At 42.6% G+C, this 23,100-nt stretch carries 22 protein-coding genes; 2 read left to right on the forward strand and 20 right to left on the reverse strand.

The window, feature by feature from the left end; all coding sequences use genetic code 11:
- Positions 1 to 95: 95 nt before the first annotated feature.
- The 17 genes from HMPREF1863_RS07290 to rpsB all read right to left on the reverse strand — a co-directional run bounded on the left by HMPREF1863_RS07290 (position 96) and on the right by rpsB (position 18,442).
- A complete protein-coding gene (locus HMPREF1863_RS07290) occupies positions 96 to 1,037 on the reverse strand; it encodes a bifunctional riboflavin kinase/FAD synthetase (RefSeq protein WP_157065100.1) in 942 nt (313 codons plus the stop codon).
- A 7-nt stretch (positions 1,038 to 1,044) separates the two neighbouring features.
- On the reverse strand, positions 1,045 to 1,920 hold the full coding sequence (gene truB, locus HMPREF1863_RS07295) for a tRNA pseudouridine(55) synthase TruB (protein ID WP_068369302.1): 876 nt from the start codon (positions 1,918 to 1,920) through the stop codon (positions 1,045 to 1,047).
- Complete coding sequence (locus tag HMPREF1863_RS07300; RefSeq protein WP_068369312.1) at positions 1,917 to 2,906, reverse strand: DHH family phosphoesterase; 990 nt, start codon at positions 2,904 to 2,906, stop codon at positions 1,917 to 1,919. The genes truB and HMPREF1863_RS07300 overlap by 4 nt, the downstream gene beginning before the upstream one ends.
- A complete protein-coding gene (gene rbfA, locus HMPREF1863_RS07305; RefSeq protein ID WP_068369315.1) occupies positions 2,899 to 3,261 on the reverse strand; it encodes a 30S ribosome-binding factor RbfA in 363 nt (120 codons plus the stop codon). Before rbfA ends, HMPREF1863_RS07300 begins: the two co-directional genes overlap by 8 nt.
- Positions 3,262 to 5,649 carry a translation initiation factor IF-2 gene (gene infB / locus HMPREF1863_RS07310; protein ID WP_068369317.1) on the reverse strand — a complete coding sequence of 796 codons (2,388 nt, stop codon included), beginning with the start codon at positions 5,647 to 5,649 and terminating at the stop codon, positions 3,262 to 3,264.
- Positions 5,650 to 5,672: 23 nt separating this feature from the next.
- Complete coding sequence (gene rnpM / locus HMPREF1863_RS07315; RefSeq protein ID WP_068369320.1) at positions 5,673 to 5,942, reverse strand: RNase P modulator RnpM; 270 nt, start codon at positions 5,940 to 5,942, stop codon at positions 5,673 to 5,675.
- 26 nt (positions 5,943 to 5,968) lie between these two features.
- Entirely contained in the window at positions 5,969 to 7,255 is a 1,287-nt protein-coding gene (gene nusA, locus HMPREF1863_RS07320) for a transcription termination factor NusA (protein ID WP_068369323.1), read from the reverse strand.
- 17 nt (positions 7,256 to 7,272) lie between these two features.
- On the reverse strand, positions 7,273 to 7,731 hold the full coding sequence (locus tag HMPREF1863_RS07325) for a ribosome maturation factor RimP (RefSeq protein WP_068369327.1): 459 nt from the start codon (positions 7,729 to 7,731) through the stop codon (positions 7,273 to 7,275).
- A gap of 83 nt (positions 7,732 to 7,814) precedes the next feature.
- A complete protein-coding gene (locus HMPREF1863_RS07330) occupies positions 7,815 to 12,041 on the reverse strand; it encodes a PolC-type DNA polymerase III (RefSeq protein ID WP_068369328.1) in 4,227 nt (1,408 codons plus the stop codon).
- Entirely contained in the window at positions 12,031 to 13,089 is a 1,059-nt protein-coding gene (gene ispG / locus HMPREF1863_RS07335) for a flavodoxin-dependent (E)-4-hydroxy-3-methylbut-2-enyl-diphosphate synthase (RefSeq protein WP_068369329.1), read from the reverse strand. The genes HMPREF1863_RS07330 and ispG overlap by 11 nt, the downstream gene beginning before the upstream one ends.
- Positions 13,090 to 13,104: 15 nt before the next feature.
- Positions 13,105 to 14,103, reverse strand: a complete 999-nt coding sequence (gene rseP / locus HMPREF1863_RS07340; RefSeq protein WP_068369331.1) for an RIP metalloprotease RseP — start codon at positions 14,101 to 14,103, stop codon at positions 13,105 to 13,107.
- An 8-nt stretch (positions 14,104 to 14,111) separates the two neighbouring features.
- Positions 14,112 to 14,882 (reverse strand): phosphatidate cytidylyltransferase, encoded by a 771-nt coding sequence (locus tag HMPREF1863_RS07345; RefSeq protein ID WP_068369334.1) that lies wholly within the window; start codon positions 14,880 to 14,882, stop codon positions 14,112 to 14,114.
- Positions 14,882 to 15,595 (reverse strand): isoprenyl transferase, encoded by a 714-nt coding sequence (locus tag HMPREF1863_RS07350; RefSeq protein ID WP_068369338.1) that lies wholly within the window; start codon positions 15,593 to 15,595, stop codon positions 14,882 to 14,884. The genes HMPREF1863_RS07345 and HMPREF1863_RS07350 overlap by 1 nt, the downstream gene beginning before the upstream one ends.
- A 50-nt stretch (positions 15,596 to 15,645) precedes the next feature.
- A complete protein-coding gene (gene frr / locus HMPREF1863_RS07355; RefSeq protein ID WP_068369346.1) occupies positions 15,646 to 16,206 on the reverse strand; it encodes a ribosome recycling factor in 561 nt (186 codons plus the stop codon).
- Positions 16,207 to 16,218: 12 nt separating this feature from the next.
- The gene (gene pyrH, locus HMPREF1863_RS07360) at positions 16,219 to 16,926 is read right to left on the reverse strand and encodes a UMP kinase (protein ID WP_068369349.1); all 708 of its coding nucleotides are present in this window, start codon (positions 16,924 to 16,926) and stop codon (positions 16,219 to 16,221) included.
- Between the two features lie 13 nt (positions 16,927 to 16,939).
- On the reverse strand, positions 16,940 to 17,584 hold the full coding sequence (gene tsf / locus HMPREF1863_RS07365; RefSeq protein WP_068369352.1) for a translation elongation factor Ts: 645 nt from the start codon (positions 17,582 to 17,584) through the stop codon (positions 16,940 to 16,942).
- A gap of 81 nt (positions 17,585 to 17,665) precedes the next feature.
- Positions 17,666 to 18,442 (reverse strand): 30S ribosomal protein S2, encoded by a 777-nt coding sequence (gene rpsB / locus HMPREF1863_RS07370; RefSeq protein WP_068369355.1) that lies wholly within the window; start codon positions 18,440 to 18,442, stop codon positions 17,666 to 17,668.
- A 177-nt stretch (positions 18,443 to 18,619) separates the two neighbouring features.
- Here rpsB and HMPREF1863_RS07375 point away from each other — a divergent pair, with 177 nt between their 5' ends.
- On the forward strand, positions 18,620 to 19,849 hold the full coding sequence (locus HMPREF1863_RS07375) for an aminopeptidase (RefSeq protein ID WP_068369358.1): 1,230 nt from the start codon (positions 18,620 to 18,622) through the stop codon (positions 19,847 to 19,849).
- Positions 19,850 to 19,885: 36 nt separating this feature from the next.
- On the opposite strand, the gene rpmF is transcribed toward HMPREF1863_RS07375, so the two are convergent.
- From rpmF to HMPREF1863_RS07390, 3 genes are all read right to left on the reverse strand, one after another.
- Positions 19,886 to 20,074 (reverse strand): 50S ribosomal protein L32, encoded by a 189-nt coding sequence (gene rpmF, locus HMPREF1863_RS07380; RefSeq protein ID WP_068369361.1) that lies wholly within the window; start codon positions 20,072 to 20,074, stop codon positions 19,886 to 19,888.
- Positions 20,075 to 20,076: 2 nt separating this feature from the next.
- The gene (locus HMPREF1863_RS07385; RefSeq protein WP_068369364.1) at positions 20,077 to 20,601 is read right to left on the reverse strand and encodes a YceD family protein; all 525 of its coding nucleotides are present in this window, start codon (positions 20,599 to 20,601) and stop codon (positions 20,077 to 20,079) included.
- 62 nt (positions 20,602 to 20,663) lie between these two features.
- Complete coding sequence (locus HMPREF1863_RS07390) at positions 20,664 to 21,854, reverse strand: acetate kinase (protein ID WP_068369367.1); 1,191 nt, start codon at positions 21,852 to 21,854, stop codon at positions 20,664 to 20,666.
- 96 nt (positions 21,855 to 21,950) lie between these two features.
- Here HMPREF1863_RS07390 and HMPREF1863_RS07395 point away from each other — a divergent pair, with 96 nt between their 5' ends.
- Complete coding sequence (locus tag HMPREF1863_RS07395) at positions 21,951 to 23,078, forward strand: nucleotidyltransferase family protein (RefSeq protein WP_068369370.1); 1,128 nt, start codon at positions 21,951 to 21,953, stop codon at positions 23,076 to 23,078.
- The last annotated feature ends 22 nt before the right edge of the window (positions 23,079 to 23,100 follow it).

The following is a 23,100-nucleotide window of genomic DNA, read 5'->3' on the forward strand; positions in this document are numbered from 1 at the left end:
ATTTCCTCCTAAAACTTTATTCGGTTTAACTAAGTAAGCGTCGAGGAACGCAAAACCGAGCCAAACTAAAATATTCTTTTATATTTTAACATGATCTAATGACTTTGTAAATTCATTCTCTGAATTTCTTGTCGCATATTATCGAGGTCTTCGTCCATTTTCACCTTTAAGTCTTCTACATTTTTAAACGTAATTTCAGGTCGAATAAATCTGAGAAGAGCCACTTCCATTTTTTTTCCGTAGAGGCTGTCCCCTTCGAAATCATAGAGATAAGATTCGACCTTTATTTCATTTTCGTTGAAGGTGGGATTGGTTCCGATATTAGTAGCTGCGTAATAAGAGCGCCCCTCTACAGATACTTTCGCTAAATAAACACCGAATTTCGGCGTCACATAGTGTGTATTCAGAAGCAAATTGGCTGTAGGAATGCCGATTGTGCGACCTAACTGCTTCCCCTTTACAACGGTTCCTTCGATACTGAAAGGCCTGCCCAAAAGATGGTGAGCAAGTTCGGGCTCTCCGTCTTTTATCGCCCGGCGAATACGTGTGGAGGATATAACCTCCCCTTCATAGGTGACCGCATCTTTTACAGCAAGTCGGATCTTTAGATCGGCACATAGTTCCTCTAATTCTCTAACAGTTCCCTTTGCTTTATAACCGAAGCGATAATCATAACCTACGACAATGCCTTTAACCTTTAAGTGATCGGCTAAAAAACGATTTATAAATTCAGAAGGGCTCAAGTGCATGATCTGTTCATCAAAATTCATTTCATAAATGACATCGATCCCTGCTTTTTCGAAGATGTCGTATTTTTGCGTGCGAGACGTCAAAAGCTCCTGTGAGATACCTTCTGTAAGATTTTTAGTGTGATTTTTAAAAATCAAAACAGATGAAGGACAACCTAAGGATTTCGCCATGGCGACAACTTCATCTAACAAAGCACGATGACCGAGGTGAATTCCATCAAAATTACCAAGGGCAATGGCCGTATTTTTGGAAATATTAGATTCTAAATCGACTTCTAAAAGCTCCATAAGCACCTCAATATAATACCTTCTTAATGTGCAACTCTTTTTCTTCCCCACTCCCTGTGACAGTTCCTATTCCGATAAAATCTCCCCCCGTATAAATACGGTACATCGCTGCCTCTTCAATTTGAAAATGAACTCGACTGGACATTCCGTTTAACATAGGCTTTTTGCGATGTAGCGGTAAACAAATTTCAGGGATATGATCTAAAAGGCGATCCATAGGAATTAAGATACTTTGTCTTTCGTCATTGCTCATCGATTCAATCTCGGCTAGCGTATGTGCGTTCGCGATGGTCTCACTACCTACGGAAATACGCCTTAAACTGTCCATCGTGAAATAACAACCCGACGCCACGCCTATGTCATCTATCAGCGTGCGAATATATGTGCCTGACGACACCTCAGCTTCCAATGAGATGCCGTTGTCATCGTGATCCAAAAGTTTAAGGCACGAAACCGTAATGGGTCTTTCTTTACGGGGAACGCAAATTCCGCGTCGAGCATATTCATACAATTTTCGCCCCTTATATTTTAATGCCGAATGCATTGGGGGAAGTTGTAATTGTTCACCTCGAAAATGATCTAAAACAGGTTCTAAATTTTTCGGAATCTCTTTTGCACTGTTTGCAAAAATGACACCGGAAATGTCGAATGTATCGGTGCGAATTCCTCTTATGGCGTGGGCTACATATGCTTTTCGATTATCGGCGACGTAATCGGCGATTTTAGTAGCTTTTCCGATACAAATAGGAAGCAAGCCGGTTGCCATGGGGTCTAACGTCCCCGTATGGCCGACTTGCTTCATGTGATATAAGCGGCGTATTCGATGAACGACATCGAATGAGGTAATGCCCTTTGGTTTATCTACGAGAACTACACCGTTCATGATCGAATCAGTTCCATTTTTTCTTCGAGAAGTTTTTTAATCTTCTCTTCAACTTCACTTAATGTCATGGAAGCTGAGGCTCCGGAGGCTCGAATGTGGCCTCCTCCACCAAACGCCCCTGCAAACTCAGTGCAGTTCAAATAGGATTTTGATCGGAAAGAAAGCTTAACTTCATCTTCTTTTTCCTTTAAGAAAATCGCCATTTCAACGCCTTCAATGTTTCGAATTTGTTCGACGATACCCTCAGTATCCTCTGAGGGAGCTCCTGATTTTTTCAAGTCTTCAAGGGTACATGCTGCCATTGCAACTTTTCCGTCAGCCAGGAATTCTATACGCGATAACACCCTTGTCATTAAGGCAAGCTTTTCTCGAGAGCGCGATTGGTACACCGATTGAACGACTATATTGTGGTCGCAACCATAGTCGTAAAGTTTAGCGATGATGCGATGGGTGTTCCCGTTAACGCTGTCGTATTGAAAACTCCCCGTATCTGTCGAGATGGCGGTATATAACCCGGTAGCCATATTGACCGTGAAAGGAGCATCCAGGCTTTCTAAAACAGTAAACAGAACTTCCCCTGTAGAAGTTGCAGTCGGCACAACGTAATTTAAATCTCCATATAGCGTATTGCTCAAATGATGATCAATGTTCGCCGTGCATTTCGCCGATTGTACGATAGCCTCTCCCGCTTTTCCAAAACGATGGATATCGGAAGAGTCCAGGGTAATGACGAGATCAAAAACCTTTCCTTGTAAGGTATCAATGTCGATGCGATGTTTCGTCGAAGGCAAAAAAGCAAAATCCGCCGGAACAGAATCGTTTCCGATATACGTGAAGTCCTTCCCCGTAGATTCCAGATAGCCATACATGCCTTCCAAACTTCCCAGATTATCACCATCGGGGCTTACATGGGAAATAATAGCGATATCTTTTGCATCTTCAATTTTTTTCGATAGAGATAAGCTGAATTTTTGTAGATCACTCACCGTCGTGCTCCATTTTTCTCAAATTATCAATAGTTTGTTGAAGTTCCATGCCTTTTTCAATACTTTCATCAAGTTCGAAAATAATTTCCGGCATAGCTCGAAGCTTTAGACGCTTGCCAAGTTCCATTTTTATAAAGCCCTTCGCGCTTTCCAGGCCGTCGATGGCGTCTTTCTTTTGATCATCTTCTCCAAAGATCGAAATTCCGACATAGGCAAAGGAAAGATCGCGGGTAATCGACACATAGGATACGCTGGTTAAGGGTGGAATTCTGGGGTCCTTCAATTTTGTTTGAATGATCTCGGAAAGCTCCCTTTTCACTTCCTCAGATATGCGATTTACTCTCTTATCCTTCATTTACAGTTCCTTCTTTATTTCTTTTTCAATAAAGCATTCAAGTAAGTCATTGACTTGAATATCGTTGAAGTTTTCAACCATTAAGCCGCCTTCGTAGCCTTGAGCGATTTCACGGGCATCATCTTGGAATCGTTTAAGAGAAGAAATTTCACCTTCGTGGATGATGACGTCATCGCGCAACACTTTAACTTTTGCTTTCCGTTGAATTTTGCCTTTAAGAACGTAAATACCGGCGACGATGTCGTTGCTCGGGAGCTTAAAGGTTTCGCGAACTTCGCAACGTCCTAAAACTTCCTCGGAGATTTCCGGAGTCAACATACCGCTAATGGCATTTTTAACGTCATTTAAAATATCGTAAATAACGCGATAGGTTCGAACGTCGACATCTTCTTGTTTTGCAAGATCTAAAGCGTTAATATTCGGGCGAACATTAAAACCGATGACTAAAGCGTTCGATGCGGAAGCTAAGTTAATATCACTTTCATTGATTCCGCCGGTACCGGAGTGAATAATATTAACTTGAACTTCGTCAATATCTTCGTTGTCATTAAGTTTTAAGAGCGATTGATTAAGAGCTTCCACTGTACCTTTAACGTCAGCTTTTACGACGAGGTTAAGATCTTTTAATTCGCCTTCTTTAATCTTGTCGAAAAGATTGTTTAAGCTGACTTTATTCTTGGAAGCAAGTTTTTCTTCGCGCTCTTGAGCGATATTCTTGGCGGCAATTTCTTTTGCAATTTTTTCATCTTTTACTGCATAGACCGTATCACCTGCGTTGGGAACACCGTCAAAGCCGAGCACCACAACCGGGGTGGCCGGACCTGCTTTTTTAAGATGTTTCTTTTTGTCGTTGGTCATGGCGCGAATGTGGCCGTAGCAAGTACCGGAGACGATGTAGCTATCGCTCGTAAGCGTTCCCTTTTGGACGAGAATCGTTGCCATGGGTCCCTTGCCTTTATCGAGACGTGCTTCCACAATGGTACCGACTGCCAAACGATCGGGGTTGGCTTTAAGTTCGAGAACTTCCGCTACGAGAAGAATCATGTCCAGTAGATCGGAAATACCTTGTTTCGTCTTTGCTGAAACCTCTACCATAATGGTGTCGCCGCCCCAATCTTCTGCGACTAAACCTTCTTCTGTGAGCTCTTGACGCACACGATCCGGATTAGCGCCTTCACGGTCGATCTTATTAATCGCTACGATAATAGGAACACCTGCGGCTTTAGCGTGGTGAATGGCTTCTCTCGTTTGGGGCATAACACCGTCGTCGGCTGCAACTACGAGAATGGCAATATCCGTAATGGATGCCCCTCTCGAACGCATAGCGGTGAAAGCCTCGTGGCCCGGGGTATCGAGGAAAGTGATGTGTTTTCCGCCGACGGAAACTTGATAAGCGCCGATATGTTGTGTAATACCGCCGGCTTCGGAATCGGTTACGTGACTACGTTTAATAACGTCCAAAATCGAAGTTTTACCGTGGTCGACGTGGCCCATAACTGTAACCACCGGGGGTCTTTCCTTAAGGGATTCTTCGGGATCTTCAGTATCGAGTCCGTAAATTTCTTCAATATTCAGTTCTTCTTCTGAAATAAACTCGATTTCCTTACCAAGTTCATCGGCTAAAATCTCAATGACATCGCGATCTATGGATTCGTTTTGAGTTGCCATTACGCCTAAACCGATTAATTTGGTAATGACCTGTGCCAAGCTGACGCCGATAGTATCTGCAAATTCCTTTACCGTTAACGGTGCTTTAACTTTAATACCGTCATCCCCCTTCGCCTCTTCACGAGCTTCTCTTTCCTTACGCTTTTGACTTCTGGATTTCTTCTTAGGCGCTTTGCGCTTTTCGAAATCTTGATTGACAAAAGTATTTTCGGATTGAAAATCTACATTATCTTTTTTCTTAGATTGTTTGGACTTTTTATTTTTCTTTTGCTTCTTCTTTTCAGAACGTCGGCGTTCTTCTGCAGAAAATGCTTCGTCCTCTTCAAACTCATCGCGATGATGCTTGCGATCTTTAACGGATCCCTCTGCACGTTTCTTGTGATCATGAGAGTCTTTAGCCTTAGGGGTTTCCACCACGACATCGGCTCTAGGTCCGTCTGTAGATTTTACTTCAGTTTTTGTTTTTTCCTTCTTAACGGGAGATTGCTTCGGCTCGGTCTTTTTAGCCTTTCGCTCTTCTTTTTTTGAAGGTTCGGGGCTATTTCCGCTTGATGCATCCTGTGCTGTACGGATAAAAGAGAATAATTGCTTTTGCTGATCTTCCGTAATCGTACTCATGTGACTTTTTACGGGTATCTTTGCCTGGTCGAGAATAGCCATTAAATCTTTACTCGCCATTCCTATTTCCTTGGCAACTGTGTACACTCTTTTGTTCGACATGAGAACACCTCCTAGTGCGAGGTTTATAGATCTTCTAAGGTGCGACGCAGTTCATCGACTGTCTCCTTCGGAACGTCTTGACTTAACGCACGCTGAATGGCCCTGTGCTTTATGGCACTGTCGAAACACTTCGTATTGCGACAAAGGTATGCACCGCGTCCGTTCGCTTTCCCGGTACTGTCTATAAAAACCTCATTATCTTTGTTTTTAACTATACGTATTAATTCTTGCTTCGGTTTAGACTCCGAGCACCCAATACACTTTCTCAAAGGTATTTTTTTAGGCTTTTTCATTGTTACTCCGGTTATATATCGTCTGTTTAATTGTCTGAAATTTCTTCTTCCAAATCTTCGGAGAGTTCCATTTCATCTCCTGAAGTTTCTGAAGAAGCGTCAACAAACAAATTATTTAAATCCATGCCCGTCAAGCCGCCGATGCTTGCAAAGTTATCATACTCTTTAAACTCTTTTTCAACGGGCGTTTCTTCGTCGGCTGTCTCTTCGTCTTGAACAGATGTATTTTCAAATTCATCGCGAAACTCTTCCATTGTTTGTCCGAGTTCATCAAGATATTCGCTAAATTGCGTTTCCGACTTAATATCGATTTTCCAGTTGGTAAGCTTCGCCGCGAGTCTGGCATTTTGTCCTTCTTTTCCGATGGCAAGTGATAATTGATAATCCGGTACCACGACCATGGCCGCTTTTTCTCGATGATTGATGAAAACCTCGACCACTTTTGAAGGACTAAGGGCGTTACCAATGAAAGTTGCTATATCTTTTTCATAAATGACAATATCAATTTTTTCATCGTGTAGCTCATCGACAATCGTTTTAACGCGACTTCCCTTAAAGCCGACACATGCGCCTAAGGGATCCACTTCTTCGTCTTTAGAGAAGACGGCAAGCTTAGTACGACTTCCCGCTTCGCGCGCTACAGAATAGATCTCGACGACGCCATCGTGAATTTCCGGTACTTCCAATTCAAACAAGCGGCGTACCAGATTCGGATGGCTTCGGGATAATACGATTTGCGGACCCTTCGGTTGACGATTGACTTCTAAAATTAACATTTTATAGCGGTCGCCTTGGGAATAGCTTTCACCCGGGGTCTGCTCAGATACGGGTAAAATCGCTTCAGTTTTACCTAAGTCGACAAAGACATTACCTTTGCTGACACGTTGAACATCGCAGGTAATAATTTCATTTTCCCTGTCGGCATAATCGTCGTAAATAACTTCACGCTCTGCGTCTTTAATACGTTGAATAACCACTTGTCTTGCCGTTTGAGCGGCAATTCGGCCGAACTTTTCGGGATTGATGGCTTCGTAATAAATATCGCCGATTTCGAGACGGGAATTAATTTTTTTTGCATCCTCCAAAGAGATCTCCATTTGATCGTCCATTACCTCGCCCACAACAGTTTTCTCGGCGGAGACACTAATTTCTCCCGTATCTCTATCGATAGTAACATCTACTGTTTGAGACGTACCGTAATTCTTCTTATAGCTCGATATAAGGGCTGTTTCCAATGCTTCTAATATAACGTCTTCTCGAATGCCTTTTTCGCTTTCCAATTGTTTCAGAGCTAAAATAAACTCTTGATTCATTCTTTTTCAACTGCCTCCTAAAATTCAATGACCTGTCGCATTAAAGAAATGGATTTTGAATCGAAGGTGACAGTTTCACCGTTCTCTTCACGGATGTCGACAGTGTCGTCGCCGTAATCCGTCAAAATGCCAATAAAATCTTTTCTGTCATTTAGTTTCTTATAAAGATGAACCTCAACTTTGTTTCCCAAGTTTCGGCGGTAATCATCTTTCGTCCGAATAGGTCGATCCAAACCGGGAGATTGCACTTCTAATGTGTATTGACCTTGAATGAGGTCATCGTCGATCCCGTCATTAATGGCCCGTGATATTTCCGCACAATCATCAATATTGACACCTTCTTTACGGAAAACCGTAATGATGACGCGCGTCGGTTGTTGTTTGGTAATCTCGACTTCTACAATTTCATATCCGTGTTCTTCTGCAGCAACTTCAGCGACACGAACAATTTCTTCACGTACCTGAGGACGCTTCAAGAACTCACCTCCCATAAAAAACTAGAGTGGGGGCCCCACTCTAGTTCTAAACGTCTATCTATCTCTTTCTTTCAGGTATTATATCATAAATTTCCCTGAGATCCAAATAAGTCAAGCATACTTAATTGATTATCTTTCGGGATTCCGTTTAAAGCGCCATGTTGTGTTAAAGCTTCAATAACGGTTTTAGAAGCTCCCGTCCGCTTAATCATATCTTCTACTGATAAGAAGGGGCCTTTTTTATACTCGTCGTAAATTTCATTTGCAATGGTCTTGCCTATTCCCGGTAGTGAACTGATGGGAATAATAACTTTTCCCTCGTAAATTCCAAAGCGATCATAATGGGAAATTCCTAAGTGAATGGGCTCGAAAGTGTAACCTCTGGCGAGCATTTCCAAGGCTACGCGCAGCAACGAACCTTCATCTTGTTCTTTTTTAGAAGCCTCATCGCCAAGGTTTTTAATGTTTTCGATGCGACGCTTTACGCTGTCCACTCCGCCAATGAGAAGATCGCCATTTAAATCATTGAGCTTTGTTGTGAAATAGGCGGCATAAAATGCCAAGGGATAATAAACCTTATACCATGCTATACGAATACTTGTCATAACATAGGCTACGGCATGGGCTCTCGGAAACATGTATTTAATCTTTTCGCAGCTGTCAAAGTACCAGCTTGGAACATCCAGCGTTTTCAAGACGTCCATGTATTTTTCAGGAAGGCCTCTACCCTTTCTTACTGCCTCCATGGTATCGAAGGCTACTTTATTTTCCGCACCTGCGATAATTAAATAGTTCATAATATCTTCACGCGTACTGATAACTTCAGAAATCGTCGCCTTATTTGAGTGCACGAGATCTTGAGCATTGCCCGTCCATACATCGGTACCGTGGGAAAGGCCTGAAATATTGACGAGAGCGCCGAATGTGTCGGGTTTGGTATCCAGCAACATGCGCACTACAAAATCTGTACCAAACTCGGGAATGCCTAATGTGCCCGTGTCAAAATGAAAAATAGACTCATCGGCTTCCAAAGCATCCATACCGGTAAACAAGCTCATGACCTTCGCATCATTAATATCCACATCGTTCATATCCACGCCGGTCATATCTTCCAGCATACGTAGTATTGAAGGAGCATCATGGCCGAGAATATCGAGCTTCAGAATATTTTCGCTGATGGAGTGATAATCGAAGTGTGTCGTAATGACGTTTTTCTTCTTTTCGTCTGCAGGGTATTGAATGGGCGTAAAATGATGGATGTCGTTGTCTTTCGGAACAATCATAATGCCGCCGGGATGTTGTCCGCTTGTTCGTTTTACGCCTTCAATTCCTTTTGCTAAACGCGTAATATCCACAGGATTTCGAACGATTCCGTTTTCTTCCAAGTATTTTTTGACCAATCCAAACGCCGTTTTTTCCGCCAGTGTGCCGATCGTTCCGGCTCTAAAGACAAAGCCTTCGCCAAAGTAATCTTCGATAAATTGGTGTGCCTTCGGTTGATACTCTCCGGCAAAATTCAAATCGATATCCGGCTCCTTATCGCCGTAAAATCCGAGGAATACTTCGAAAGGAATCTTATGGCCGTCGCGAATCAATTCCGTGCCGCAATGGGGACAGGATTTTTTCGGCAAATCGAATCCCGTGCTGTATGCTTTATCTTCGACAAATTCACTGTATTGGCAATGAGGGCATACATAGTGCGGAGCCAAGGGGTTAACTTCCGTGATACCCGTCATGGTTGCAACAAATGAAGAACCTACAGAACCTCTGGATCCAACGTAAAAACCGTCGGCATTGGATTTCTGTACCAGCTGCTGTGCAATGCGATACATTACGGCATAGCCGTTACCGATGATGCTGTCCAGCTCCGTGTGCAGCCGATCGGCGACAATATCCGGTAGGGGATCCCCATAAATTTCCTTCGCACGACTTACTGCATCATTTTTTAGATCAACATCGGCATTTTCAATTTTCGGAGGAAATTTGCCCGAAGGAATGGGCGGGAACTCTTCGATTTTGTCGCAAATCACTTTCGGATTATCTATTACAATTTCTTCACAGCGCTCGTTTAAGAAATCAAAAGCACGTAACATTTCATCAGTGGCCATAAAATGAGCCGCACCGTTACCAAAGGGGCGCCCTCTAAATTTCGAGTACTCCAAAACTTTGAGATAAATCTCATCGTCAGGATCGAGGTAGCGCACATTATTGGATGCCACTACGGGAACATCTTGGTCGTCGGATAGATTCAATAAATGGCGAATCATATCTTTCGCATCGTCTTCATGACGCAAAAGACCATCGATGTAACTTTTCCCGTAACGCTTTGGAGGTGCTACTTCAACGAAATCGAGGGATTTTATTATGGTAGACAGTTCTTCGTCGTCCGCCCCGCGTAAGTAGCTGTCGATTAAAAGACCTTGTTCGCCGCCACTGCCGATAATAAAGTTCTCGCGATGTTTTATAATATCACTCATTAAAATACGGGGTGTACGATAAAAAGTTTCCGTGTGTGATTTTGAGATCAAGCGATATAAGGTGGTGAGCCCTTCTACATTTTTAGGGAAAATGGTTAATCTCGTAGGGAACAGTTTTTCAGGCTCAGGGTGTTTTAACTTGTTGTAATCTTCGGGGGATTTGACCCCTTCCTTTTCTGCCAGTCGCTCGAGATGTAAGAAGAGCTCTGCTGTAGCTTCGGCATCATTTACGGCACGGTGGGCGCCTTGAAGATTAATGCCGAATCGCTTGGCCAATGTACCGAGTTTGTAATTTTTAATGTGGAGATCCAAACATTGAGCAAGCAACAGCGTATCAATCGTAGGATAGTTCCCCTTACCTTTTCTGCGATATTCGACAAAACGAGAGTCGAAGGACGCATTATGGGCCACTAAAATTCCGTCGCCGATAAAATCTTCAAACAGAGGAAGTGCCTCGTCAATAGTAGGGGCATCTGCCACCATATCGTCTGTGATATTGGTAAGCTCGACAATTTTCGGTGGAATGGGACGAAGAGGGTTGACGAAAGTGGAAAAACGATCGACAATTCTTCCGTGTTCAATTTTAACGGCGCCGATTTCAGTAATCTCATCGTAACGCGGCGAAAATCCCGTCGTCTCTAAGTCAAAGACGACGAAACTTGAACCGTATTTTACATTTGCGGGATTTTTAAAAATCTTTTCATCGTCATCCACAACATCCGCGTCGATGCCGTATAAAATGCGAATATCGTTTTTCTTCGCCGCCTGCATGGCCTCCGGATACCCTTGCACTACATTGTCATCTGTAATGGCAATAGCCTCGTGTCCCCAAAGTTTGGCTCGCTTGGCAAAATCGCTAATAGTATGGGTTCCGTCTGTATTGCTCATTTTTGTATGGACATGCAGTTCGATACGTTTGTTGGGGCTTTTATCTTCCGTAGAAGCCTTTAGTATTTTTCGAATGTTGCGCGCCATAATGCTTTCGTTTCGCTCAAAGCTGTCGAATTCGAATTTTCCGTAAACTTCAACGGCATTATTCGCCTTAAATGTAGAGCCAAAATCCTCTGCTTCCTTATTTTTTACAAAAGCTTTCACATTACGGCTGTCGGTACCGTCGTAAACAGAGAGAATGAAAAGGGTCTTATCGTTTTTTATGGGACGGGAATCGACGGAAAATATAGTTCCCGATATTGTGACGGTCTCCCCTACTCTACATTGGGAAAGCGGAATTACCCCATCAAATTTATCTTTGCCGTAGATGTAGACTCCCTTCTCTTCTTTTCCGGAATCTACTTGTTCAATACGTACAGCTGTTTCTTCAAACGTTTCTCTGAATACCACTTCTTCTTCATCGATTAATTGGCTAAGCTCTTGAAGTTCACATTCATTGCCCTCACATTGGCAGTGGACTTGATAGAATTCGCCTGTTTCTTTTAAAAGAAGTTGGTCTAACTTTAGGGATAGAATATTTTTTTCTACCGTATGATTTGGAACACGTATTGTAAGAGAACGGGATTCTAAACTGAAAGAGGTTTCATTAAACCAGGCGCTACTTGAAGGCAAGCGATCCAGTATCCAACGAAACAACTCATCTTGCGTCATATCCTTGACTTCTTTTTTCGCTTCCTTACACGAGATAGTAATATCGAGTCCTTCATAACAAGAGGCCATCTGCTTTTTAAGTTTACGCCACCGATCATTTTCCTCGCTATCTGAAACGATCACGATACGTCCCTTTTTACGATTGTAAATTATTTTATTAATTTGAAGATTTTCTGATAGAAGAAAATCCATCAGATTTTGTTCTGATGGATGAATAGTTTCATTCTTCACATTGATCCCTCTCTATTAAATCAATTAGTTCGTCGAGCAAATCTTCTTCTGAAACCGAACGTACGATTTCGCCTTTTTTAAAGATAACGCCGCGACCGTTGCCGCCGGTAATACCGTAATCCGCTTCCTTTGCTTCCCCGGGACCATTGACGCGACAACCCATAATGGCAATTTTGCCTTGGAAATTTACATTTGCTAATCGTTTTTCAGCTTCTTCGGCAATGGAAATTAAGTCTATTTCTGTTCTGCCACAGGTTGGGCAAGAAACAAAATCGATGCCTTCGTTGCGAAGACCTATGCTTTTTAGAATAGACTTGGCGCACAGTACTTCGTCTACCGGATCGCCTGTCAATGACACGCGGATTGTGTCGCCGATATCATCTAATAGAAGGGATCCGATTCCTACGGAAGATTTCACGATGCCGTTCATTTTGGAACCCGCTTCGGTAATGCCGAGATGCAATGGGTAATCGGAAACTTTTTTAAATGCGCGATAGGATTCCACCGACTGGCGAACACTTGATGATTTTAACGAGACTTTAATGGCATTTAGACCGAAGCTCTCTAATATATTGACTTGTTCAAGTGCGGAAGCCACGATGGAATCAGGATTAACGCCATCCATTTTTTCGATAAATTCCTGTTTTACTGATCCGGAATTCACGCCGACACGAATGGAAATTCCCTCCGATTTAGCTGCCTCTGCAACTTCCTTTACTTTCCATTTTTCGCCGATATTGCCCGGGTTTAAGCGCAACCCGTGGACATGATGTTCTATGGCGTAAAGAGCCAATCGATAGTCAAATTGAATGTCGGCAATAATAGGAATGGAAATAGAGGGAATAATTGTATCCAGAGCCTTGGCATCTTCTTCGTCATTAATGGCCATTCGAATAATATCGCAGCCGGCCGTTTCCAGGGATTTTACCTGTGCAATAGTTCCCCGGATATCTTTTGTTTTCGTATTGGTCATTGATTGAATACTCACCGGCGCTCCTCCGCCGATGAGCACATTACCTACTGCAATTTGTCTCGTATATGTTGCCAAATGTGGCCGTCCTTTCTAGTTTAAAAAGCGTGCTATATCTCCAAATATCGTAACATAAATCATGAGTCCGATAAGGAGCGTAAAACTAATAAACGATAAGGTCATTTCAATTTTTTTATTAACCGGTTTTCCGGTAATAGCTTCGATAAAAATAAATAATAATTTTCCGCCGTCCAGCGCGGGAATCGGAAGTAAATTCATGACGCCGAGGTTCGCCGATATATAGGCCATTATAAACATTAACGACCCAAATCCGAATTTAGCAGAATCACCAATGATTTTTACAACGCCGACAGGTCCCGAAAGTTTATCGACGCCTAAGGCACCGGTAAATAATTGCTTAAGGACATAGAAAATGGTTACGACAACTTTACCTGTCATGGTGAAGCCGTCTTTGAGGCTTCGCAGCGGATGACGTTCGCTCTCCGGTTTAAGGCCGATATAGCGACGCCCATCTTTCATTGCGGGCTTAACCGTCGTTTGTTCGTTTTTCCCGCCCCTGCTATAACCGACGGTTACTTCACCCTTTGATTCGGCGATGCGCGTTGAGAAGTCATTCCAATCTTTTACGTTTTGACCGTCTACAGATTGAAGCACGTCTCCCGTCTTCATACCTATTTGAGCGGCGGGGGTACCGGGTAGCACCTCGCCTACTGTCGTCGTTGGATAACCGCTTATAAGCGTAAAAAGCATAAACGCAACAATGGCAAGGACGAAATTCATAGCAGCGCCGCTTGCAATGACTGCGGCGCGCTGAGGAAGTCCTGCATTATTAAAACTCCTCGGATCGTCGGAATCTTCTTCCTCTCCTTCCATGGCCACATAGCCGCCAAGGGGAAGGGCTCTTAAACTATATTGTGTTTCATTTATCTGTTTTCTAAAAAGCAAAGGTCCCATGCCAATGGAGTATTCGTTGACGCGAATTCCAACGAGTTTTGCCATTCCGAAATGGCCGAATTCGTGGAGCCCAACGATCAACACAAATACAAATATAGAACCTAATAAACTTGCCATATAACCTCCTAAAGGGGAAACCGATAGAGCATATAAACCATCGGTATGATCATTAAAATGCTGTCGAAGCGATCCATAAAACCGCCGTGACCGGGGAGAATATGACCATAATCTTTTATACCCGTAGCTCGTTTCATTTTTGATGCAAACAAATCACCTAATTGAGCGGTAACGGATGCAATGCCGATAAAAAGAGCGTGCATCCAATCGACCGGAATCCCCACATAATAACAGTAAATCAATCCTACAGTTACGGTGCATACGACAGCGCCTACGGCTCCTTCAATAGTTTTATTCGGACTGATCGACGGGCAAAGTTTATGCTTGCCGAAAGCCATTCCCGTTAAATAAGCGAAGGTATCTGTCGAAACCGCAATAATAAAGACCAGATAGAGATAGAAGGTCTTATCGAGATTTAGGATAGGAAAGAAAAAACTCGGTACGTAGATCAAAATCAACATACATAAACCAAACTCTTCAAGGGAAAAGTTTGAACTCTTCAAATAATACAGCACGAGTAAAAATGTGGAAATCGTAAAGGCTAAAAAAGCCGGCCAGTTTAATAGAAAAACGGCAAAATGGATGAAACAGGACAAAAGAATGTAATGCTCCGGAATATGATGCTCTTTGTGTTTAAAGGCACCGGAAAGTTCGTGGCAGAGCTCGAGAGAAAACAGGAGAACTGCAACGCGAAGAACGTGGCCTCCCATATATAAAACCCCGGCGAGTACGATAAGTAATACGACTGCTGTAAGGGTACGCTTTTTAAAATTGTTCATTAGAGCCCCCCAAATCTACGGTCTCTCGAGCGGTAATCTTCTATAGCTTCGTTAAAAACCGCTTCATCAAAATCCGGCCACAGAACATTGGAAAACCAAAATTCACTATAGGCCATTTGATAGAGCATAAAGTTACTCACTCGTAATTCACCGCTGGGCCGAATCAGGAGATCCAAGGGCGGTTGGCATTTTGTATATAGGAAAGATTCGAAAAGGGATTTGTCGATTGAATTCGGGTCAATTTGCCCTTCTTTAACACAATGGGCAATATCGGCGACCGCTTTTAAAATTTCATCTTGACCACCATAGTTTAAACCGATATTTAAAACCATTTTAGTTCCCTTTGAGGTGCGCTCCAGCGCAAGTTCGACGAGTTCTCGCGTTTTGCCGTCAAGGGCCGAAATATCGCCCATAATATTTAATTTAACGCCGTTCTCTTCCAACTCTTCGATGTATTTCACCAAAAAACGTTGCAAGAGAATCATGAGGTTATCGATTTCTTTTTTGGGGCGCTTCCAATTTTCCGTGGAAAAAGCATACAAAGATAAAAAAGGAATTTCCAATCGATACGCTTCACGCACAATGTCTAAAACCCTTTTAACACCTTCTTTATGACCGTAGGTTCTCGGCAATCCCCTTTTGGTTGCCCAGCGACCGTTTCCGTCCATAATAATGCCGATATGTTTTGGCATTTCTTTTTTATTAGACTCCATAATCCCCCCTAAAACAAAGAACCCCCATAGGGGGCTCTATTAAGTTTTATTTAGATTTCCATTAATTCATTTTCTTTTGTTTTGGCAATTCCGTCGATGTCTTTAATAGCAGAGTCGATAAGCTTTTGAATTTCTTCTTCATAAACTTTTAAATCGTCTTCCGATATTTCTTTATTCTTTTCAGCTTTTTTAATAGCATCGATAGCATCGCGACGAATATTGCGTACGGCAATCTTAGATTGCTCCGCATCTTTTCCTACGACTTTAATCATATCCTTACGGCGTTCTTCCGTTAAAGCGGGAATAGCCAGGCGAATAATCTTTCCGTCGTTAGAGGGATTAAGACCTAAGTCGGACTTTAAAATTTCTTTTTCGATGGCGGGAATTAAAGATGCATCCCAAGGTTGAATAGTGAGTAGACGTGCTTCGGGCGCCGTAATACCTGCAACTTGATTCAGCGGAGTTTGCTGACCGTAAGCTTCTACCGTAATTCTATCCAATAAGCTTGGATTGGCGCGTCCGGCACGAATGGAGCCTAGATCTTCTTTTAAACGATCAAGAGTTTTTTGCGTCTTCGTGCGAATTTCTTGTTTAACGTCGTTGAACTCCATACATAATCCTCCTTATTTTACACAGGTCCCCAACTCTTTGCCCATAGCCGCATCGAAAATATTTTCCGATATGTCGATGCCAAAGACGATAAGGGGAATGTCGTTTTCCATGCATAGAGACGTTGCCGTAGAATCCATGATCTTGAGATTTTTGCTTAAAATATCAAAATAACTCAAGCTGTCAAATTTAACGGCATCGGCATTGATGTTCGGATCGGAATCGTAAATTCCGTCGGTGCCTTTTTTTGCAAGCAAAATAACTTCGGCGTCAATTTCAGCAGCGCGAAGAGCAGCTGTCGTGTCGGTGGAGAAATAGGGATTTCCAATACCACCCGAGAAAATAACGACGCGACCTTTTTCTAAATGGCGAATGGCGCGGCGACGAATATAGGGTTCGGCTACTTGTTTCATTTCGATAGCGGTCATAACCCGGGTTACGACGTCCATTTGTTCCAAAGCATCTTGAAGAGCCAGGGCATTCATAACCGTGCCGAGCATACCCATGTAGTCACTGGTTGCGCGATCCATGTCTTTGCTGTCGCGGCCGCGCCAGAAGTTGCCGCCACCGACGACAATGCAGGTTTCCACGCCTGCTTCGGAAATGCGTTTAATTTCTCTTGCAAATAATCGAACGGTAGAGGAATCGATGCCGATTCCCTTTTCGCCAGCCATGGCTTCCCCGCTCAATTTTAAGACAATTCTTTTATATCTAGGTTCCATGGTCTAATCCGACCTATTGCATTTGTTTTGCTACTTCTTCAGCAAAGTCTTCGGTACGTTTTTCCATGCCTTCGCCTACTTCATAACGGCAGAAACGACGAATGCTGATTTTTTCACCGATTTTGGCAACTAAATTCGTTAAAAGTTCATTAACGGTTACATCGCCGTCTTTAATATAGGGTTGATCTAAAAGGACGATTTCTTGATAGAATTTTTCTAAACGACCTTCTACCATTTTTTCGACGATGTGTTCGGGTTTACCTTCGTTCAAAGCTTGCTCCGTTAATACGGCACGTTCGTGATCGAGTTCTTCTTGAGAAACTTCTTCACGGGAAACGTATTTCGGATTTGTAGCAGCAACTTGCATTGCCATATCGCGAACGAATTCTTTAAAGTCTTCGTTCTTGGCTACGAAGTCGGTTTCGGAGTTAACTTCGATTAACACGCCGATGCGATTGTTGTGAATGTAGCTTTCAACAATACCTTCAGCTGCAATACGATTACTTTTTTTAGCAACCTTGCTAAGGCCTTGTTCTCTTAAAATATCAGCAGCGCGATCGACGTCGCCGTCAGAATCCTTAAGAGCCTTCTTGCAGTCCATCATACCGGCGCCGGTTTTGTCTCTAAGTTCTTTGACCATTTTTGCAGTAATTTCCATGATAGTCCCCCTTAAATAAAATTCTATGTTTTTCAAAAAAATAAGAGTTCCGTTGGCTCAGAACTCTTATAAATTTCCTTATTATTGTTCTTCTGTTTCAGCCGCACTATCCGTGATTTGATTTTCAGTTTCCACTTTGGATTGTTGCTCGGTTTCAACTTCTGCATCGTCTTGAGCACCTTGCTTACCTTCAATAACGGCATTGGCCATGGTTTCCGTAATTAATTTTACGGCACGAATGGCGTCGTCATTACCGGGAATGGGATAATCCAATTCATCGGGATCACAGTTTGTATCGAGAATACCGACGATGGGAATACCAAGTTTTTGTGCTTCTTTAACGGCGATGTTTTCCTTCTTAGGATCCACGACGTACATTACATCGGGAAGTCCGTTCATATCTTTAATACCGCCAAGGAACTTTTCAAGACGTTCTCTTTCATGGCGTAAACCGATAACTTCTTTTTTGGGAAGTACATCAAAACGGCCGTCCGTTTCCATTTCTTCTAAATCTTTCAAACGTTCAATTCTGGTTTTAATCGTTTGGAAGTTAGTAAGAAGACCACCTAACCAACGTTGGTTAATGTAGAATTCACCACAACGTTTAGCTTCTTTTTCAATGGCATCTTGGGCTTGTTTCTTGGTACCGACGAACAAAACCTTACCGCCGTCTTGAACGGTTTCGCGAACGAAATCGTAAGCTTCTTCAATTTTTCTAACGGTTTTTTGTAAGTCGATGATATAAATACCATTGCGTTCGGTGAAGATGTATTTCTTCATTTTCGGGTTCCATCTTCTGGTTTGGTGACCGAAGTGGACGCCTGCTTCGAGCAAGCTCTTCATTGATACTACAGACATTTTTACCTCCAATTGTTTAATCCTCCATGAGGTTTTTAAATAAAGCCACTTTTCAGCAACAACTTCATTCTCGCCTCATGTGTGTATTTGTACCGATTTATTATAACATGGGCATATGGTCTGTGCAAGGATACAATTGAATTTATGATATACTTAAAATCGTAAAAAGGAGGAATTATGAATTTTAAAAAACGATTAGATGCTTATGCTGAAATGTTGATTAAAGTAGGTATTCGTATAAAAAAAGATCAACCTCTCGTCATTCGCGCCCCTATTGAAGCACGCGACCTGGCAGTGCTTGCAGCGAAACACGCTTATTTAAACGGTGCAAGTGATGTGCATATTCTTTGGAGCGACGACGATTTAACCCTTTTGCGTTATACTCACGCACCTGAAGAGGTTTTAAATAATGTTCCCGAGTTTCAAAAAGAAATGTATCGCTATTATCTAAATCAAGGTGCAGGTTTCTTATCCTTTACAGGTTCGGATCCGGATTTATTAAAAACAATCGATTCGAAAGTACTTCAAGGCGCCATGATGAATAGAAGTAAAGCCCTTGAGTTTTATTCAGAAGCAATGATGAGCGATAAGAATCCTTGGACTGTCGCCGGCGTGGCAACGAAAGCCTGGGCAAAAAAGGTTTATCCCGAACTCGACGAAGTTGAGGCGCTGGAAACTTTATGGGACGCTATTTTTGATATGTCGCGAGTTACTGATGACGCCGTAAAAACATGGGAAGATCATATGAACCGCATTAACGCCCTGGCAAAAAAAATGACGGACTATAAATTCACATCCCTTCACTATCAAAATAGCTTGGGTACCGATCTGTTCATCGAGCTTCCCGAAAATCATTTATGGGCAGGGGGTGGTAGTGCCACACCGGACGGCGAACCTTTTGTCGCCAACATTCCTACAGAAGAAGTCTTTACACTACCCCACGCCCATGGCGTAAACGGAATCGTCTATGCTACCATGCCCCTAGCATATAACGGCAATATTATCGATAAATTTTATGTACGGTTTAAAGACGGTGTTGTCGTAGATTTTGATGCAGAACAGGGAAAAGATACACTTAAGAATTTACTGGATACCGACGAAGGTGCAAAACGTTTAGGTGAAGTTGCCCTCGTTCCTTTCGACAGTCCTATTTCCAATCGCAATCAGCTTTTCTACAATACCCTATTTGACGAAAATGCATCCTGCCATTTAGCATTCGGGCGGGCTTACCCCACTTGTTTGGAAGGAGCCGATGCACTCTCGAAAGAAGAATTAAAGAAACTGGGCGTCAATGACAGTCTCGTCCATGTCGATTTTATGGTGGGCTCAAAAGATATGTCCATTATCGGCACCACTGTCGACGGCGAAAAAATAACTGTATTTAAGGACGGCAATTGGGCATTTTAAGCATAAAAAAAGCTTCCGGTATACCGGAAGCTTTTTTTAGATTTCTTCGCTTTTAGCAATAACTTCTTTGCCTGCATAGTATCCACAGCTCGGGCAGACACGGTGGGGCAATTTCGTTTCGTGACAGTTAGGGCACTCAACGATGGTTGCTTTATTTAGACGATAAGAAGATGCACGTCTTTTATTTTTACGTTGTTTTGAAGTTTTACTCTTAGGTACTGCCATTTCTACACCTCCCTATCTTCAGACTCATGATCAAATAGATTTTTTAAGGATTCAAAGGGACTGACTCCCCCCTGCTCACATTCGTGATCGGGATGTTGATTTAAATCCTCACCGCAGACCGGGCAAAGTCCTTTACATGACGGATCACATAACATCTTCGTCGGCACTGAGGTTATAACTTGTGAGAATACCAATTCTCTCAAAGGGAACGCATCCAGGGAATCCACAACCAACACATTGGGTTCGATCTCTTCATCAGAATCAGTTGTGACCACCATATGGGACGTACTTTCAACACTTTCTCGTAACGGTTTTAAACAACGGTCACAACAACTGTTGAATGTATAGTGAACATGTACGTCCACGTCTAAGTCTCCATCGACCTTGTAAATATCCAATTGATAGTTTACAGGATCTTCGAGGCCTAAACCTTCTACATTCAAAGGACTGTCTTCAGGCGACAATTCACCGGAAACAGAATTATGAATGCCATTTCCCCTTAAAAATTCAGAAATATCGGTACGCATGGTATCACCTCTAAAACTGCTGCACACTATTATATGACAGGAAAAGACCCAATGTCAAGAGTTTATACGAGCTTTGCAGTCTCCATAGCGATCTTTAATTCTTCGTTTGTCGGAATGACGAGAACGGGAATGGAAGATGCGTCGGTACTTACGACTGCTTCTTTTCCGCGCATATTGTTCTTTTCTTTATCGATTTCGACGCCTAGGCTCTTTAATCCGTCGACGACGCGTTCTCTTGTGGTAATGGAGTTTTCGCCAACGCCGGCAGTAAAGATGATGCCGTCGCAGTGATCCATTTCGGTTAAATAAGCGCCGATATATTTACGCACACGGTTTTCGAAAATATCTAATGCCAATTGTGCACGATGATTGCCTTTTTCAGCTGCTTCTTCCAAATCTCTAAAGTCGCTGGAAACACCGCTTACGCCTAAAACACCGCTCTTCTTGTTTAAAACATTGCTCATTTCTTCAGTGGAGAGCTTTTCTTTATCCATGATGAAGGGAATGATAGCAGGGTCTAAGTCGCCGGAACGGGTACCCATGGCAAGGCCTTCAAGTGGCGTAAAGCCCATGGATGTATCGAAGCATTTTCCGCCCTTAACGGCACTGATGCTGGAACCGTTGCCTAAGTGGCAGGTAATTAAGTTTACTTCGTTAAGGCTTTTGCCGAGCATTTCTGCTGCGCGTTCGGTAATGTATTGATGGCTGGTGCCGTGGAAGCCGTAACGACGTACTTTGTAATTTTCATAGTATTCGTAAGGTAATGCATAGATATAGTTCAGTTCGGGAATCGATTGATGGAATGCCGTATCAAATACAGCTACCATGGGAACGTCGCCCATAATTTCTTTACAAGCTTCAATACCGATAATGTTCGGCGGGTTGTGTAAAGGTGCAATTTCAACATTGTCGTTGATCGCTTGCATTACTTTTTCATCGATAATAACCGATTCCGCAAAAGCTTCGCCGCCGTGAACGACACGGTGTCCTACAGCATCAATTTCATCTAAGCTCTTAACCGCACCGTATTCTTCATGCTTTAAGGAATCGAGAACGATTTTTAATGCAGCTTTGTGATCAGCTAACATTTCTTCAATGACGATTTCATCTTTTCCGGTTGCTTCGTATTTTACGCGGCCACCTTCGATACCAATACGTTCTGCCAAACCTTTAGCGAGAACTTCTTTGCGATCCATATCGATTAGCTGGTATTTCAAAGAAGAACTGCCACAGTTAATGACTAAAATATTCATACATTTCCTCCTCAGTACTTTCAAAATTTTCCTTTGTTATTATATCATATAAAGGGCCGATGTCTAAACTATGAGCTGAATAGGAATGAAATTACTATGAAAAACGCATTAATTGTTGCAGAAACGAATCCCTTACACTATGGCCATGTCTATTTAATCGAGCAGGCAAAAAAAGAAGGCTACCGCATCATTATTCTAATGAGCGGGGCCTTTAGTCAACGGGGTATTCCCGTCGTCACGGATCCCTTTACACGAGGAAAAGATCTCGTCAAAACCGGTGCCGACGTCGTTATTACCCTTCCCGTGCAAATTGCCACAAGCTACGGCGAGATGTTTTCAGAGGGCGCCATGTCCATTGCCGAACGGTTTGGGAAAATTGACGCTGTGTTTTGCGGCACGGAATGGGGAAGCATTGAGGAATTTCAGCAAATTTTTGATTATGAGCAAGATCCGATTTTTCCCGCTCGTTTAAAACAATCTCTGGCCGAAGGAAATTCTTTTAGCGAATCCTATTTACTTGCTTTAAAAGAAAAAAATTACAAATGGAATGGACTTTTTCAATCCAACGCTCTCCTCGCCTACGGATACTTTAAAGCCCTTGCTAAATTTAATTCATACATTGATTTTCGCCTCGTAGAACGCATAAAAGAGGGTTCTAGTCCCATCGTCAGCGCTTCCTACATTCGTAAACACTTCGATGAAAAACCTAAGGAGATGAAAAGCGCATGTGCCGGCACGCCTCCACAGTTTTCGGAGAAGAGATTGATGGAATCACTCTACCCTCTTTATCGCACCATCTGTTTAGAAAATCCTGTAGATTGGAATCTTTATGACGGTTACGAAAAAGGGATCGACGACCGCATTTTAAAGTTTTTACGTGAATGCAATTCCTATGACGATTTTTTAGAAAATGCAAAGACGAAACGTTATTCCCGCTGGAGAATCTCACGTTTACTCCTCCACCGATTTTTAAACATGACATCTAACCAAATTCAAATCGCAGCTAATGAACAAAAAGCTTTCCACGTATTGGCTTTTTCCGAAAGCGGCACCGCTTTTCTGAAAGAAATGAAATCTACTGATATTCAACTTTTTACCAACTATAAATCCGTCAGTAAATTACCTTCTAAAGAGCGAGAACTCCTTTCTTACGAAGAAAAGGCTATGAATCTTTGGAGTATACTAACGAACCATTCTATGAATAGACTTTTTCAAGGAAAATAAAAAACGGCGCAAGGCCGTTTTT

It is taken from the genome of Aedoeadaptatus coxii (assembly GCF_001553115.1).
GTDB lineage: Bacteria > Bacillota > Clostridia > Tissierellales > Peptoniphilaceae > Aedoeadaptatus > Aedoeadaptatus coxii.

Bases quoted from the DNA above. Each gene is read 5' to 3' on its own strand.
- HMPREF1863_RS07290 (WP_157065100.1), bottom strand. From the start codon at position 1,037: ATGGAGCTTTTAGAAGTCGATTTAGAATCTAATATTTCCAAAAATACG.
- truB (WP_068369302.1), bottom strand. From the start codon at position 1,920: ATGAACGGTGTAGTTCTCGTAGATAAACCAAAGGGCATTACCTCATTC.
- rbfA (WP_068369315.1), bottom strand. From the start codon at position 3,261: ATGAAGGATAAGAGAGTAAATCGCATATCTGAGGAAGTGAAAAGGGAG.
- infB (WP_068369317.1), bottom strand. From the start codon at position 5,649: ATGTCGAACAAAAGAGTGTACACAGTTGCCAAGGAAATAGGAATGGCG.
- rnpM (WP_068369320.1), bottom strand. From the start codon at position 5,942: ATGAAAAAGCCTAAAAAAATACCTTTGAGAAAGTGTATTGGGTGCTCG.
- nusA (WP_068369323.1), bottom strand. From the start codon at position 7,255: ATGAATCAAGAGTTTATTTTAGCTCTGAAACAATTGGAAAGCGAAAAA.
- rseP (WP_068369331.1), bottom strand. From the start codon at position 14,103: ATGGCAAGTTTATTAGGTTCTATATTTGTATTTGTGTTGATCGTTGGG.
- HMPREF1863_RS07345 (WP_068369334.1), bottom strand. From the start codon at position 14,882: ATGAACAATTTTAAAAAGCGTACCCTTACAGCAGTCGTATTACTTATC.
- HMPREF1863_RS07350 (WP_068369338.1), bottom strand. From the start codon at position 15,595: ATGGAGTCTAATAAAAAAGAAATGCCAAAACATATCGGCATTATTATG.
- frr (WP_068369346.1), bottom strand. From the start codon at position 16,206: ATGGAGTTCAACGACGTTAAACAAGAAATTCGCACGAAGACGCAAAAA.
- pyrH (WP_068369349.1), bottom strand. From the start codon at position 16,926: ATGGAACCTAGATATAAAAGAATTGTCTTAAAATTGAGCGGGGAAGCC.
- tsf (WP_068369352.1), bottom strand. From the start codon at position 17,584: ATGGAAATTACTGCAAAAATGGTCAAAGAACTTAGAGACAAAACCGGC.
- rpsB (WP_068369355.1), bottom strand. From the start codon at position 18,442: ATGTCTGTAGTATCAATGAAGAGCTTGCTCGAAGCAGGCGTCCACTTC.
- HMPREF1863_RS07375 (WP_068369358.1), top strand. From the start codon at position 18,620: ATGAATTTTAAAAAACGATTAGATGCTTATGCTGAAATGTTGATTAAA.
- rpmF (WP_068369361.1), bottom strand. From the start codon at position 20,074: ATGGCAGTACCTAAGAGTAAAACTTCAAAACAACGTAAAAATAAAAGA.
- HMPREF1863_RS07385 (WP_068369364.1), bottom strand. From the start codon at position 20,601: ATGCGTACCGATATTTCTGAATTTTTAAGGGGAAATGGCATTCATAAT.
- HMPREF1863_RS07390 (WP_068369367.1), bottom strand. From the start codon at position 21,854: ATGAATATTTTAGTCATTAACTGTGGCAGTTCTTCTTTGAAATACCAG.
- HMPREF1863_RS07395 (WP_068369370.1), top strand. From the start codon at position 21,951: ATGAAAAACGCATTAATTGTTGCAGAAACGAATCCCTTACACTATGGC.